The following is a 12,377-nucleotide window of genomic DNA, read 5'->3' on the forward strand; positions in this document are numbered from 1 at the left end:
GCCTCCGCGACCGCAGGTCATTCGCCGATCGTGACGGGCGCGGCCGCGTCGAACCCCAGCTGGCCGTCGTCGCCGGTGACCGCGAGGCTGGCGACGTAGGTGCCCGGCGCGGTGTAGGTGTGGGTGACCTTCGCGCCCGTGGCGAACGTCCCGTCGGCGAACTCCCACAGGTAGCGCTTCACCTCGCCGCCGGCCGAGCCGGACGACCCGGAGGCGTCCAGGACGACCGTGCGAGGGCCGGTCCGCGTCACGGTCGCCTTCGCCACCGGCGGGCTCTTGGGCTTGGCCAGCTCGGTCGTCGTCACGCGGACCTTCGCCGGGCGGTCACCGCCGGTCAGCTCGACCTTCCAGCCGCCGGCCGCGGCGCCGGGCACGTACACGCTGTCGTAGACCGCCCGCTTGGTGCTGTTGCGGCGGTGCCGGGCACGGGGCGCCTGCGCGCCGTCCGGCGCCAGCACCCGCACCTTGACGTCCCCCTCCGCCCAGGTCGCACCGAACCCGGCGCCGAGCCCGCCGCCCCGCAGCGTCACCGGGACCTGGACCTTCTGCCCCGGCTGGACGGTGACGTCGGACGCCTGCCGGGTCACGCCCGCGTCGCCCGCCACCCGCGGCGCGGCGGTCGGCCGCAGGAACGCCTCCTTGATGATGCAGGCGGTGTTGGCGTAGCCGGCCCGGGTGGGGTGGAACGAGTCGTTGATGCTCCTGGGCACGATCCCGTTGAGGAAGCGCTCCTGGCCCTTGGGCGGGCAGATCTCGTGGCCGTCCGTCGAGTGGTAGAGGTCGACGGGCACGGCCCCGGCGACGGTGGCCGAGGTGACGAGGTAGTTGTCGAGGCGCTGCACCCACTGGTTCATCCACAGCTGGTCGGTGAGCCGGATCATCTGGCAGCGCTTCACCGGGAGCGGGACGGTCGAGGTGCCGTCGGACCCGCCCTCGTCGGGGAAGAACTTCGGGTAGGTCGGCACGAAGATCTTCGCCTGGGGGGAGCGCTCCCGGACCTGCTTGAAGACCGCCTGCAGCAGGTTGGCGTTCTGCGCGGTGCCCTCGTCGAGCTTGGCGAACGCTGCCTGGAGCCCGGGGTCCTGGGACGCCTCGCAGGTCCTGATCGCCGAGACCTTGATGCACGCCTGGACGGTGTCGGCGAATCCCATGTCGTTGCCGGAGACCCCGAGCGTCACGTGCGAGACGTCGTCGCCGAGCGTGGCGAGCTGGGACGCCTCCCCCGACTTGCCGTTGCGGACGTCGGCGATGGTCGCGCCGCTGCACGCGACGAACGAGAGGTTGCCGCCGAGCACGCCGTCCTTCGCGAGCAGCGGGGCGTACGCCCACGGCGACCGGCTGCAGTCGCCGCTCGCGGAAAGGTAGTCGCCGGCGCCGACGCCGGCCTGGTAGGAGTCGCCCATCGCCACCCAGCGGCCGGGCGCCGCGGCGGGCGCCGCCGGCGCCACCGCCGACGATGCCGCGAAGGCGACGACGCAGGTTCCCGCGATGAAAAGGCCGCGCTGCCGCATGCACATCCCCCAGCCAGGAGAAGAGCCCTCGCATCGGATGTGTGCGAACGCCCCGGACGCAATCGCCATGATCGGAACATTTGACGATCTTGGTGTCAACGGCCGGGCGCGCGCTTGACATTTACTGCCGACCCCCCGGACTTTCCTTGGCGAATTTCGCCAAGCCGGCCCCCATTCGGGGCACATACGGCCGAATTCGGCCAACATTCCCATGTTTAGCGATCTCCGGGTTAGCGTGCGCCTGATGATCGACTCGGGCGCCCGCCCGGCTACGGAACGGTGGTCAGATGGACTCCGCCGCACACACCGCACCGCCTGATCGCGACAGGCCGCCCGCCCCCGTCACCCGCCGCCGGTTCCTCGGCCGGACGGCGATCGCCGGCTCGGTCGCGGTCGCCGCCGGGTCGACCCTGGCCGGGTCCGGGTCCGTCCCGTCCGGGCACGCGGCCGCCGCGAGCACGCCGGGCGCCGGCGCCGCGCCCGCGCCGCCCGCGGCACCGCTCGACCGGCAGCGGGAGATGCTGCTGCAGGCCGCGCGGGCCGGCGCCGTCTACCCGATCGAGTTCCGCGGCTTCGGCGAGTCCGCCCGCGGGACGGCCCGCGTCACCGCGGCCCGCCTGCTGGCCGCCGAGCGGCGGCTCGACCCCGCGCGCCTCGCACGAGCGCGGGCCGGCGCGGACGCGCTGATCGCGCAGGGCCTGTTCGGCGCGCCGCAGGGGCGCCTGCTGGCGGGCATCGGACGGCACGCGGCGCAGGCCGGCGACGCGGCCCAGAAGGACCTCCGGGCGTTCGTGGCGCTCGGCGTCGCGACACTGTCGCCCCACTTCGACCCGGCCGACGACGCCATGGCGGAGATCTGGCTCGGGGGGCTCGGCCGGGAGCACCGGCTCGGCCGGCAGCCGCAGCCCATCGCGCACCGGAACTGACCGGCGCGACCAGGAACCGACGACGGAGGACCATGGAACTCTGCGCCGACGACCACGGCAGGCTGGAACGCGCCAGGCAGCAGATCTACGACGCCCACGGCGACGACCCGAACGTCACCGGGGTCGGCATCGGCTTCCGCCGCCGCGCCGGCGAGTGGACCGGCCGGCCCGCGGTCGTCGTGCTGGTCGGCAAGAAGCGCCGCGAGGCCCTGGTGTCGCGCCGCCGCCTGCTGCCGCGCACCGTCGAGGTCGACGGCACGACCTACGAGGTCGACGTGGAGCAGGCCGGGCCGTTCTCCGCCGGGGCGCAGACGGCCCTCGCGCCGGCGCGGGCGCCGCTCGCGCCGGCGGGGGTGTCGGACCCGATCACGGGCCGGATGCGGCCGCCGCGGCAGGGCGCCAGCATCTCCAACCCCGTCGACGGGACGACGGCCGGCACGCTCGGCCTGTTCGTCATCGACAACACCGACGACACCGTCTGCCTGCTGACCTGCAACCACGTGATCGCGCGCATGGGGCGCGGCAAGGTCGGCGAGCCGATCGTCCAGCCCGGCACCTACGACGGCGGCACGTCGGCGGACGCCATCGCGAAGCTGAAGCGCTGGGCGCCCATCAGCCCGGCGGGCACGCGGGTCGACGGCGCGATCGCGCAGCTGACCGACCAGAGCGCCTACACCCTGGAGGTCGCGAAGGACCTCATGGCGCCCATCTCCGCCACCCATCCGGTCGTCGGCATGGCCGCCGCCGGCGACTCCTTCGGCGGCAACCTGCTGACCCGGATGGACGCCACGCTGGAGGCCCTCAACGTGCGCCTTCCGCTCGGCCAGCGGGCGGCGGTGTCGGAGGCCGGCCTGCCCTGCGCGGGGCCGGTGCTGGGGCTCGCCGACCCCCAGCCGGGGATGAAGATCGAGAAGGTCGGGCGGACGACCGGCTACAGCTCCAGCGAGATCGTCGCGATCGGCGTGCAGGCGGTCGTCAGCACGCCGATCGGGGACATCCCCTACCAGGACATGATCTACACCGAGTTCCTCATCGCGGCCGGCGACTCCGGGTCGATCGTGTTCGCGGGCGGCAACGGCGACACGCACGTGATGCCCGAATCCCAGGTGGAATGCAAGATACTGCCGGTGCTGAGCGATTACTACCGGCTGCCGCTGGTCGAGGACAATCCGATCGCCGACAAGGTGCGCGACGACTTCTTCATGCAGACCATGACCGGAAGGCTGCTGGTCGAACTCACCTACGTGAACTCCGAGGCGCTCATAAACCGGTTGAAGGACCGGCAGGCGCAATCGTCCGAAGTGGTGTACGCGAAACAGTATTACGACAAATATCACGACTTCATGGAGGGCGTGCTCAACGACCCGGATTCCGCGGAGGTCGTCACCCAGGAGCACCTCGACGACGCCGAGGTCGTCATCGGCGGCCTCGCGCAGAGCGGTGTCCTGAAACCGCCCGAGGTGCAGCTCGCCGTCCAGCTGTACCGGCAGTCGCTCGAACCCACGCTCGGGATGACCAGGCGCGAGGTCGTGGCGTACATGAGCAATCCCGCCGTCTACAGCCAGGTCTACGAGGCCGTCGAGGCGACCGACGGCATCGAGTTGAACGCGCCCTTCAAGCAGATGCCGCCGGAGCCGACCTCGTGACCGCCGTCCAGAGCCCGGCCCCCGGCACGGAGGCGGACTACCCCACCCGGGTCCTGGCGCGCGTCGACGAGCTGGCCGCGGGGCTCGGCCCGTCGCTGCGCGGCCCGGTGGCGGCGCTGGCGGCCAACCCGGGCAAGAGCCTGCGCTCGGGCCTGCTCGCGGCCTGCGTGGGCGACGCGCCCGTGGACCCGGTCCGGATGGTCAGGCTGGGCGCGCTGGTGGAGCTCGTCCATCTGGCGTCGCTGATCCACGACGACGTGGTCGACCGGGCGGCGCTGCGGCGCGGGCAGCCGACCGCGCACACGCTCGTCGGCCCCGAACGGGCGTCCCTCGCGGGGCTGGCCGCCTTCGCACTGGCCGGGACCGAGTCGGCCGAGCTCGGCGCCGGGGTAGACATGCTGGTCAGCCGCACGCTGCGCGAGCTCGCCCACGGCCAGCTGCTGGACATCGAGCGGACCTTCGACACCGCCTATCCGCTCCAGGACTACCTGGAGCTCACCGAGCGCAAGACCGGTGTCCTGTTCCAGATGACCTGCCTGCTGGGCGCCGCCGAGGCCGCCCGCGCCGAATCCGAGGTCGCGGCGCTCGCGCTGTTCGGCCGCGAGTTCGGGATCGCCTTCCAGATGCTGGACGACTGCCTCGACCTCACCCCCGGCGAGCTCGACAAGTCCGTCGGCACCGACCACATGCTGGGCCTCTTCGGCGCGCCCACGCTGGCCGCGCTCGCCGCCGACGGCTCCGGCGCCCTGGCAGCGCTCCTGCTGTCGCCGGACTTCACCGCCGGCGACCTGCCGGCCGTGCGCGCGCTCGTCCAGTCGTCCGGCGGCCTCGACCAGGCGATGGCGCTCGCGCACGAGCACCTCGACTGTGCGCGCGCCGCCCTGGACGGCGTCGGCGAGGACGCCCGGACGGCGATCCTCGCCATCCTGGCGAAGGTCGAGGCCCGGCTGTGACGGTCAGGCGCCCAGGTCCCGCTCCAGCCGCGCGAAGGCCGCGGCCGGGTTGAGCCGCCGCGCGTTCCCCAGGACGTCCTCGTCGGTCTGGTCGCCCTGGAGGATGTTCACGACCACCCGCTCGCGCTCGGCACCCCGCCCGAACAGCCCCTCCTCGTCCAGCCGGCCGAGCGCGCGGAAGCACGCCTCGAACCGCCCGTCGACCTCCGCGTCGAAGGCGTCCCGGTCCTGGTCGTCAAGGCGCTGCCAGGGGTCGCCGCGCTCGTTCAGCAGTTCCAGGACGCCCTCGAAGTGCTCCTCGCCCAGCATGTGGTACGGCGAGTCGGCCGGGCTCCACCGCAGCCCGGCGGCCTGCTCCTCCACCGTCCCGCCGAACTCCGCGACATAGCGCTCCGCGACCCGCAGCAGCCCCTCCTCGGTGCCGCACGTCGGCAGGATGTAGGCCGCGAACACATCGGAGTACAGCGCGAAGCCGTAGAAAGTCTCCCCGCGGTTCCGCTCCCGCGCCTCCAGGAACGCGGCGCGCCCCGCCGTCACCAGCCGGTCCGCCAGCTCGTCGAAGGACATCCTGAGATCATCCGAGCCGGGCGCGCAGGAGGCAGAACTCGTTGCCCTCCGGGTCCTGGAGGACGACCCAGCTCTCCTCCCCGGTCTGCCCGACGTCCGCGTGCCGTGCCCCCGCGGCCAGGAGCCGCTCCAGCTCGGCGTCCTGGTCCCGGTCCGTCGCGTTCACGTCGATGTGCAGCCGCAGCTTCCCGGGGGTCGGTGCCTCGCTGCGGCTGAGGACGAGCGTCGGCTGGAGGCCGCCGAACCCCTCCCGCGGACCGATCTCGACGTCGCCGTCCTCCCGGTGGAGCACCACGTACCCGAGGACCTCGCACCAGAACGCGGCGAGCGCCTCGGGGTCCCGGCAGTCGAGCACCAGCTCGCTGATTCGACAGGCCATGCCCACTCCCCTTCATCACGGATTCGTCCATGAAACAGGAGAATGATCAACACCGCACGCTCGGCCCGACGGCGGCTCCCGTCCGGCGGTCACCGCCCGGTCAGGCGGATGACCGGGTACTCGCGCTCGGACTTGCTCTGGTACTTGGCGATGCGCGGCTGCGCCTCGGCGATGCGCCGCCATGCGCGCTCCCGGTCGGCGCCGTCGAGGCGCTGCGGCATCACCGGGACGGGCTCCCGGCCGGGCAGCTCGATCGTCGCCCGGTCGGGGTTCGCCATCAGGTTGTCGAACCAGTCCGGGTTCCGGCCGCCGCCGCCGGACGCGACGATCAGCCGGGCGTCGCCCTCGTCCGGGAACCACGCCACGGGCGTCTCGCGCGGCTGCCCGCTCCGGCAGCCGATCGTGTTCAGGATCAGTACGTCCATGCCCATGAACGTGCCGCGCCCCTTGCGGACCTTGCGGGCCATGCGCGCGTTCGCGCGGTGCTGCATCCACCGCGACAGCGCCCCCGGCGTCCCGGGCCGGCGCCCGCCGGCCGCCTGACTGCTCTCTGCCATCGGACTACCTCCAGCCCCTCCCTGCCCGGAGAGAGGTCGAGTAAGTGGTGATCTCTATGCCGGTTCACGCTAGGCGCGGCCCGACGGCCGGCGCTTCTCGATTCCTGACCACTCCTGGAGGTGCGGGGCTTGCCCGTGATCTCGGGGTGGGTCACTCTCCTGATATGAGCGTCGATCTCGCGTGAAGGCGGGCGATCCATGGCCAGAGGCGGCTCGCGGCGGTCCGATGAGCAGTCCGGGTACTCGCTGAACTACCAGTGCTCCCCGCCCGAAGGGATCTCCCTCCTCGTGCTGGTCCTGGTGGTGGGGGCGCTGTGCGCGCTCGTCACGCCGGCCATGGACGCGGGCCTGCCGACTTTCTGGCTGACCTTCGCCAGTGCCCTCGCCGGTGCCTTCATCTGGTCCGGGCCGGCGCGCCGCGTCGTGCTGACGGACGGCGGCCACCTGCTCGTCACCGGGTTCGGGCAGCATGTCGACGTCGAGGCCCGCAGCATCACCTCGGTCAGCGTCTCCAGACGGGCGCGCCTCGGGTTCGGGTCCGCGGTCGTCCACTGGACCGGCGGGGAGTTCCGGATCTGGCGGAGCATGAGGTTCACACCTGAACCGCGGCACTCCCCATGGTCCTTGAAGCACGTCACCGGGCGCGGGGGCAAGGACTTCGGCGACCTGGTGTACCGCCTCCGGCTGTGCAATCCGGCGCTGGCCATCGAGGGCGTGCGGCCGCCGGCCTGGGCCCTGCCCCCACCGGTGCCCCTGCCCCCGCCGACGCCCCGGCCCCCGCAGGGGTGATCGTCGCGGCGGTGGGAACGCTCGGTGCCATGCGCATCGATCTCACCGGACGCCCGCCTGCACGGCGTCGCCGCTGACGTCGCCACCGCCGAGGGCGCGCGCGGGCGGTCACCGAGGCGAACCCCGGCCGCCGGACGGTCCATGAGTCCGCGGAGTCTCACGAAAACGCATCCTGGGTCGCCTCTGTACCTACGACATGTAGTCGAGTGATTACAGTACGGGTACGGGCGGCTACGCAACACGGGCCTGCCGCCCCGACCTCACAGGAGGATGTATGAAGATCCGGACTCCGCTGCGCTCCGCGGCGTTGACCGCCGCCGGCCTGGTGATGGCCTCGGGCCTGGCCGCGTTCGCGCCCGCCGCCACGGCGAGCGCGGCGCAGCCCGCCGCGGCCGAGGCGACGGCTTCCCACTGGTGCCCGCGCGGCACCTACTGGAACGCCTACCTTCACCGGTGCGTTCGCCGCCACCACGGCCACCACCACGGGCACCACCACGGGCACCACCACGGGCACCACGGCCATCACGGCCATCACGGGCACCACCACGGGCAGCACCCCGGCCGGTAAGGCGCACCGCGGAATCCGCCGCCCCGGCGACACGGCGGGGCGGCGGATTCCCGCTTTCTAGGCGAGGACGGCGCACAGGGCGTCCAGGGCGGGCTTGTAGGCGGAGGCGAGGGGCGTGCTGTAGCCGATGATGAAACCCTGCGGGCGGTCGGCCGGGTCGTGCCAGTGGGCGCGGAGGGGCATGAGGGCGAGGTCGCGGGACGCGGCGCGGTCCATGATCTCGTCTTCGTCCGGGCCGCCCGGCGGGAGCAGGACCAGGGCGTGCAGGCCGGCGGCGACGCCCTGGACGCGGACGTGCGGCGCGCGGGCGCGCAGCGTCTCCACCAGCAGGTCGCGGCGGCGCCGGTAGCGGAGCCGGGACGCGCGGACGTGCCGGTCGTAGGCGTGGCCGCCGATGAGGTCGGCGAGGACGAGCTGGGCGAGCGACTGCGTGTGCGCGTCGGCGAGGAGCTTCGCCTCGGCGAAGGGCTCGACGAGGTGCGCGGGCAGCACGAGCCAGGCGAGGCGCAGTGCCGGGGCGAGGGTCTTGGACGCGGTGCCGCCGTAGGCGACATGGTCCGGGGCCATGCCCTGGAGGGCGCCGACGGGCTGCCGGTCGTAGCGGAACTCGCCGTCGTAGTCGTCCTCGACGATGAGCGCGCCGGTGTCGCGGGCCCAGGCGGCGAAGGCGCGGCGGCGGTCCGGGCGGAGGGTCGCGCCGGACGGGTACTGGTGCGCCGGGGTGAGGACGGCCGCGCCGGCCCGGTCGAGGCCCTCGGGGCGGGCGCCCTCGCCGTCCACGGGGAGCGGGACGACGCCGAGCCCGGCGCGGCCGACGATGGCCCGGTGGAAGAAGTGGCCCGGTTCCTCCATCGCGATCGCCGAGGTGCCCGCGTCGCGCAGGACGGCGGCGACGAGGCCGAGGGCCTGCGCGTACCCGGAGGTGATCACGATCCGGGCGGGGTCGGCCCGGACGCCCCGCGCCCGGCCGAGGTAGCCGGCGAGGGCCGCGCGCAGTTCGGGGCGGCCGCGCGGGTCGCCGAGCGCGTGCGCGCCGGGCGGCGCGGACGCCAGGACGCGGCGGGTCGAGCGCAGCCACGCGGCGGTCGGGAACGCGCTCAGGTCGGGGCGGCCCGGCCGCAGGTCGTGCGCGGGTTCGCCGGGCGCGTCCGGGAGGGCGGGCGCGGACGCGGGCGCGGCGGCGGTGGCGGCGACCCGGGTCCCCGAGCCGGGGACGGTGACGAGGTGGCCCTCGGCGGTCAGCTGGTCGTAGGCGGCGGTCACGGTGCCGCGCGAATAGCCGAGCTCGGCGGCGAGGGCGCGGGTGGAGGGCAGCGCGCCGCCCGGAGCGAGGCGGCCCGCCGCGATCGCGGCGCGCAGGGCCCGCTCCAGGCCCGCGCGGCGGCCGCCCGCCGCGTCGACGGCGAGATGGAGATCGACCGAACTGGACCAGTCTTCCGGCATGGGACCGGATCTTAATCCTGGTCCGGTCGGCGCCTAGATTCGCGGGCATGATCCTTTTCGCCCAGCTCAGCGACGTCCATCTCGATCTCGGCGACCGCGCGACCGCGCGCGCGGCGCGGGTCATGGAGCACCTGGACGGCCTCCCGCTGGACGCCGTCCTCGTCACCGGCGACATCGCCGACCACGGGGAGCCCGCCGAGTACGAGCAGGCCCGCAAGGTGCTGGCGTCCCGGCACCCGGTGCTGGCCTGCCCCGGCAACCACGACGCGCGCGGCCCCTTCCGGAAGGTCCTGCTGGACGAGCCGCCCGGCGACGGCCCCGTCAACCGCGTGCACGAGGTCGCGGGCGCCGTGTTCCTGATGTGCGACTCGACCGTGCCCGGTGAGGCCCACGGCTTCCTGGACGACGAGACGCTCGCCTGGCTCGATGAGAACCTCGCCGGGAGCGGCGACGCGCCGGCGTTCGTCTGCTTCCACCACCCGCCCGTCCCGCTCGGCGCCCCGTACGTGGACGAGATCCGCCAGTTCGGCGCGGAGCGCCTGGCCCGGGTCGTCGAGCGCCACCCGCGGGTCGCGGCCGTGCTGTGCGGGCACGCCCACACGGCGGCGGCCACGACCTTCGCGGGGCGGCCCCTGCTCGTCGCGCCCGGGGCGGTGTCGACGCTCGTCGTCCCGCCGCGCGGCGGCGAGGTCGTGGACCTCGCCGCTCCCCCGGGCCTGGCGATCCACCTCCTGGACGACGAGGGGCGCCTGACCACGCACTACCGCACCGTCTAGCGGTGCGTCGTCCAGGTGCGGGTGATCTCCTCGGCGGCGTCGACGACGAGGGTCCGGTAGCGGTCGATGGCCTCCGGGGTGAAGCGGTGCCGGGGCCCGCACACGCTGATGGAGCCGTGCACCTCCCCGTCCGGGCCGAACAGCGGCGCGGCGACCGAGCCGGCGTCGGCCTGCCGCTCGCCGAGGGAGACGGCGACGCCCTCCCGGACCGTCTCGGCGAGCTCGGCGCGCAGCCGGTCCTCGTCGGTGACGGTCCGGTGGGTCATCGCCGCCAGCGGCCGGCCGAGGATCAGCTCCCGGCGCTCCGCGGGCAGGAACGCGAGGATCACCCGGCCCGAGGAGCCGGCGTGCAGCGGGAACCGGCGGCCGACCTCGACCGTCATCTTGACCTCGTGCGGGCTCTCGAACTGGTCGAGGTAGACCCGCTCGTCCCCGACGAGACCGGACAGCGTGGTGGTCTCGCCGGTCGCGTCCCGCAGCCGCCGCAGCACGGGCGCGGCGGCGTTGCGGACGTTGAACCGGCGCAGCGCGCTCACGCCGAGCGCGACGGCGGCGGGGCCGAGGCGGTAGCCCGCCGTGCCCGCCTCCAGCATCTCGCGGGACACCAGCGACTGCAGGATGCGGTACACGACGGCCTTGGAGATGCCCAGCTCGCGGCTGATGGCGGTGACGCCGAGGTACTCGGGGCCGCCGGCGAACAGCAGCAGCACGTCGGCGACCCGCCCGGCGACCTCGGTTCCCCCCGGCGGCGGCGCGGTGGCGGTCTGGTTGGTCACGCCAAGATCCTAGGCTTCAGCGGCCGCGGCGCAGGTAGCGTCCGACGGGGTCGCCGGTCACCGCGCCGTCCTTGTACACGTGGTTGCCGCGCACGAAGGTGTCGGTGACCCGCGCGGTCATCGCGAAGCCCTCGAACGGCGTGTACTCCTGCGTCGACTCGGAGTCGGCGGCGCGGACCGTCCAGTTCGCGTCGGGGTCGACCAGGGCGATGTCGGCGTCGTAGCCCTCGGCGATGGTGCCCTTGTTGACCAGCCCGTAGCGGCGGGCCGGGTTCCAGGACGTGAGCCGGGCGACCTGCTGGAGCGGGAGGCCGCGCTTGAGGCCCTCGGCGACCAGGCCGGGCAGCAGGTACTCGGCGCCGCCGAACCCGGACTTGGCGAGGAAGATGTCGTCGCGGTCGGCGCCGAACTTCATCTCGTCGCGGCAGCAGGCGTGGTCGCTGACGACCCAGTCGACCTCGCCGGCGAGGACGTGCCGCCACAGCGCCTCGACGTCGGCGCGGTCGCGCAGCGGCGGGTTGACCTTGCCGCCGAGGCCGTGCGCGGTGTCGACGTCGGCGAGCAGGTGCCCGATGGTGACCTCGCGGCGGAAGTCGATGTGCGGGAACGCGCCCGCCATGGTGAGGGCGGCCGACAGCGCCTTGTCCGACGACAGGTGCAGCAGGTTGATGTTGGGCAGGCCCGTCTCGTGCGCGAGGTAGGACGCGATGGTGACGGCGAGGCCCTCCGAGTGCGGCGGGCGGGACGCGCTGTAGGCGCGCAGGCCGGTCAGCTTCCCCTCCTGCTCGACCATCTTGGTGTAGGCCGTCATGATCTCGGCGGTCTCGCAGTGCAGCGACAGCGAGATGTGCGGGGCGTAGTCGGCGAGCTGCTCGCGGGCCCGCTGGACGCCGCGCATGACGAACTCGAAGTGCGCGATGTCGTAGCGCTCGTCCGGCGGGGTCATCAGGAAGTCGCTCTGGCTGGACGAGCGGCCGTGCAGCCCGTGGCTCCCGTAGAACATGAAGATCTTGAACGAGGTGACGCCGTGCTCCTCGACGAGGTAGGGGATCTCGTCGATGTGCTCGGCCATCATCGGCGCCAGGTGGAAGGCGTAGTCGACGTAGGCGTTGCCCTGCGCGGTGCTCAGCACCTCGGGGAAGAACTCCCGGTACGGCCCGCCCTTGTTCAGGTAGTACTGGCCGGTGCGCATGTAGGTGAGCGCCGTGGTGACGCCGCCCTGGGCGCTGGCGCGGCTCTCGGTGCGGGTGTCGGTGCCCAGCTCGTTGTAGATGCCCCAGTGCTGGTGGGCGTCCACGACGCCGGGGAACGCCAGGCGCCCGCCCCCGTCGACGACGGTGGCCGCGTCGTCGTCGGGCAGCCCCGGGGCGACCTGGACGATCGTGCCGTCGTTGACGGCGATGTCCGCGCGCTCCGGCTCGGTGCCGTCGGCGGCGTCGGGGCGGACCACCCGCACGTTCTTCAGCAGCAGTTCGGTCGTGGCCAT

Annotated in this window: 13 protein-coding genes; 6 read left to right on the top strand and 7 right to left on the bottom strand. The window is 73.6% G+C overall.

All coding sequences use genetic code 11. The annotated features are described in order from the left end of the window. Positions 1-17: 17 nt before the first annotated feature. On the bottom strand, positions 18-1,511 hold the full coding sequence (locus tag ACGFI1_RS33035) for a PKD domain-containing protein (RefSeq protein ID WP_171069209.1): 1,494 nt from the start codon (positions 1,509-1,511) through the stop codon (positions 18-20). A gap of 287 nt (positions 1,512-1,798) precedes the next feature. Between ACGFI1_RS33035 and ACGFI1_RS33040 the strand changes: the two genes are divergently transcribed. Genes ACGFI1_RS33040 through ACGFI1_RS33050 form a run of 3 tightly spaced genes read left to right on the top strand, consistent with a single transcriptional unit; the run spans position 1,799 to position 5,036 of the window. Then, positions 1,799-2,437, top strand: coding sequence for a hypothetical protein (locus tag ACGFI1_RS33040; RefSeq protein WP_138638886.1), 639 nt, complete (start codon positions 1,799-1,801; stop codon positions 2,435-2,437). A gap of 32 nt (positions 2,438-2,469) precedes the next feature. Then, positions 2,470-4,083 (top strand): hypothetical protein, encoded by a 1,614-nt coding sequence (locus ACGFI1_RS33045; RefSeq protein WP_392791063.1) that lies wholly within the window; start codon positions 2,470-2,472, stop codon positions 4,081-4,083. Continuing rightward, entirely contained in the window at positions 4,080-5,036 is a 957-nt protein-coding gene (locus tag ACGFI1_RS33050) for a polyprenyl synthetase family protein (RefSeq protein ID WP_392791065.1), read from the top strand. The genes ACGFI1_RS33045 and ACGFI1_RS33050 overlap by 4 nt, the downstream gene beginning before the upstream one ends. Before the next feature lie 3 nt (positions 5,037-5,039). Here the strand turns inward: ACGFI1_RS33050 and ACGFI1_RS33055 are convergent, their stop codons facing one another. The 3 genes from ACGFI1_RS33055 to ACGFI1_RS33065 form a co-directional block, all read right to left on the bottom strand. Continuing rightward, positions 5,040-5,603: a DUF4303 domain-containing protein gene (locus ACGFI1_RS33055; RefSeq protein ID WP_386865311.1), complete on the bottom strand. Its 564-nt coding sequence runs from the start codon at positions 5,601-5,603 to the stop codon at positions 5,040-5,042. A 7-nt stretch (positions 5,604-5,610) separates the two neighbouring features. Continuing rightward, entirely contained in the window at positions 5,611-5,982 is a 372-nt protein-coding gene (locus ACGFI1_RS33060) for a VOC family protein (protein ID WP_138638883.1), read from the bottom strand. A gap of 89 nt (positions 5,983-6,071) precedes the next feature. After that, on the bottom strand, positions 6,072-6,539 hold the full coding sequence (locus ACGFI1_RS33065) for a nitroreductase family deazaflavin-dependent oxidoreductase (protein ID WP_392791068.1): 468 nt from the start codon (positions 6,537-6,539) through the stop codon (positions 6,072-6,074). Between the two features lie 198 nt (positions 6,540-6,737). Here ACGFI1_RS33065 and ACGFI1_RS33070 point away from each other — a divergent pair, with 198 nt between their 5' ends. Further along, positions 6,738-7,328, top strand: a complete 591-nt coding sequence (locus tag ACGFI1_RS33070) for a hypothetical protein (RefSeq protein ID WP_392791070.1) — start codon at positions 6,738-6,740, stop codon at positions 7,326-7,328. Between the two features lie 274 nt (positions 7,329-7,602). Next, positions 7,603-7,896, top strand: a complete 294-nt coding sequence (locus ACGFI1_RS33075; RefSeq protein WP_392735166.1) for a hypothetical protein — start codon at positions 7,603-7,605, stop codon at positions 7,894-7,896. Positions 7,897-7,953: 57 nt separating this feature from the next. Here the strand turns inward: ACGFI1_RS33075 and pdxR are convergent, their stop codons facing one another. Beyond that, positions 7,954-9,339 (bottom strand): MocR-like pyridoxine biosynthesis transcription factor PdxR, encoded by a 1,386-nt coding sequence (pdxR, locus tag ACGFI1_RS33080; protein ID WP_392791072.1) that lies wholly within the window; start codon positions 9,337-9,339, stop codon positions 7,954-7,956. Positions 9,340-9,386: 47 nt separating this feature from the next. On the opposite strand from pdxR, the gene ACGFI1_RS33085 reads away from it, so the two are divergent. Then, complete coding sequence (locus ACGFI1_RS33085; protein ID WP_392791074.1) at positions 9,387-10,115, top strand: metallophosphoesterase; 729 nt, start codon at positions 9,387-9,389, stop codon at positions 10,113-10,115. Here ACGFI1_RS33085 and ACGFI1_RS33090 read toward each other — a convergent pair. Both ACGFI1_RS33090 and ACGFI1_RS33095 read right to left on the bottom strand, forming a co-directional pair. Next, positions 10,112-10,891 carry an IclR family transcriptional regulator gene (locus ACGFI1_RS33090; RefSeq protein WP_138640425.1) on the bottom strand — a complete coding sequence of 260 codons (780 nt, stop codon included), beginning with the start codon at positions 10,889-10,891 and terminating at the stop codon, positions 10,112-10,114. The two genes, ACGFI1_RS33085 and ACGFI1_RS33090, sit on opposite strands and share 4 nt — an antisense overlap. Before the next feature lie 16 nt (positions 10,892-10,907). Continuing rightward, a complete protein-coding gene (locus ACGFI1_RS33095; protein ID WP_392791075.1) occupies positions 10,908-12,377 on the bottom strand; it encodes a dihydroorotase in 1,470 nt (489 codons plus the stop codon).

Source organism: Actinomadura geliboluensis, from assembly GCF_043197915.1.
GTDB classification, from domain to species: Bacteria; Actinomycetota; Actinomycetes; order Streptosporangiales; family Streptosporangiaceae; genus Spirillospora; species Spirillospora geliboluensis.

What these genes read in the sequence shown, in the direction of transcription:
- ACGFI1_RS33035 (WP_171069209.1), bottom strand. Translation starts at nt 1,511, where the DNA reads ATGCGGCAGCGCGGCCTTTTCATCGCGGGAACCTGCGTCGTCGCCTTC.
- ACGFI1_RS33040 (WP_138638886.1), top strand. Translation starts at nt 1,799, where the DNA reads ATGGACTCCGCCGCACACACCGCACCGCCTGATCGCGACAGGCCGCCC.
- ACGFI1_RS33045 (WP_392791063.1), top strand. Translation starts at nt 2,470, where the DNA reads ATGGAACTCTGCGCCGACGACCACGGCAGGCTGGAACGCGCCAGGCAG.
- ACGFI1_RS33055 (WP_386865311.1), bottom strand. Translation starts at nt 5,603, where the DNA reads ATGTCCTTCGACGAGCTGGCGGACCGGCTGGTGACGGCGGGGCGCGCC.
- ACGFI1_RS33060 (WP_138638883.1), bottom strand. Translation starts at nt 5,982, where the DNA reads ATGGCCTGTCGAATCAGCGAGCTGGTGCTCGACTGCCGGGACCCCGAG.
- ACGFI1_RS33065 (WP_392791068.1), bottom strand. Translation starts at nt 6,539, where the DNA reads ATGGCAGAGAGCAGTCAGGCGGCCGGCGGGCGCCGGCCCGGGACGCCG.
- ACGFI1_RS33070 (WP_392791070.1), top strand. Translation starts at nt 6,738, where the DNA reads ATGGCCAGAGGCGGCTCGCGGCGGTCCGATGAGCAGTCCGGGTACTCG.
- ACGFI1_RS33075 (WP_392735166.1), top strand. Translation starts at nt 7,603, where the DNA reads ATGAAGATCCGGACTCCGCTGCGCTCCGCGGCGTTGACCGCCGCCGGC.
- pdxR (WP_392791072.1), bottom strand. Translation starts at nt 9,339, where the DNA reads ATGCCGGAAGACTGGTCCAGTTCGGTCGATCTCCATCTCGCCGTCGAC.
- ACGFI1_RS33085 (WP_392791074.1), top strand. Translation starts at nt 9,387, where the DNA reads ATGATCCTTTTCGCCCAGCTCAGCGACGTCCATCTCGATCTCGGCGAC.
- ACGFI1_RS33095 (WP_392791075.1), bottom strand. Translation starts at nt 12,377, where the DNA reads ATGGCCACGACCGAACTGCTGCTGAAGAACGTGCGGGTGGTCCGCCCC.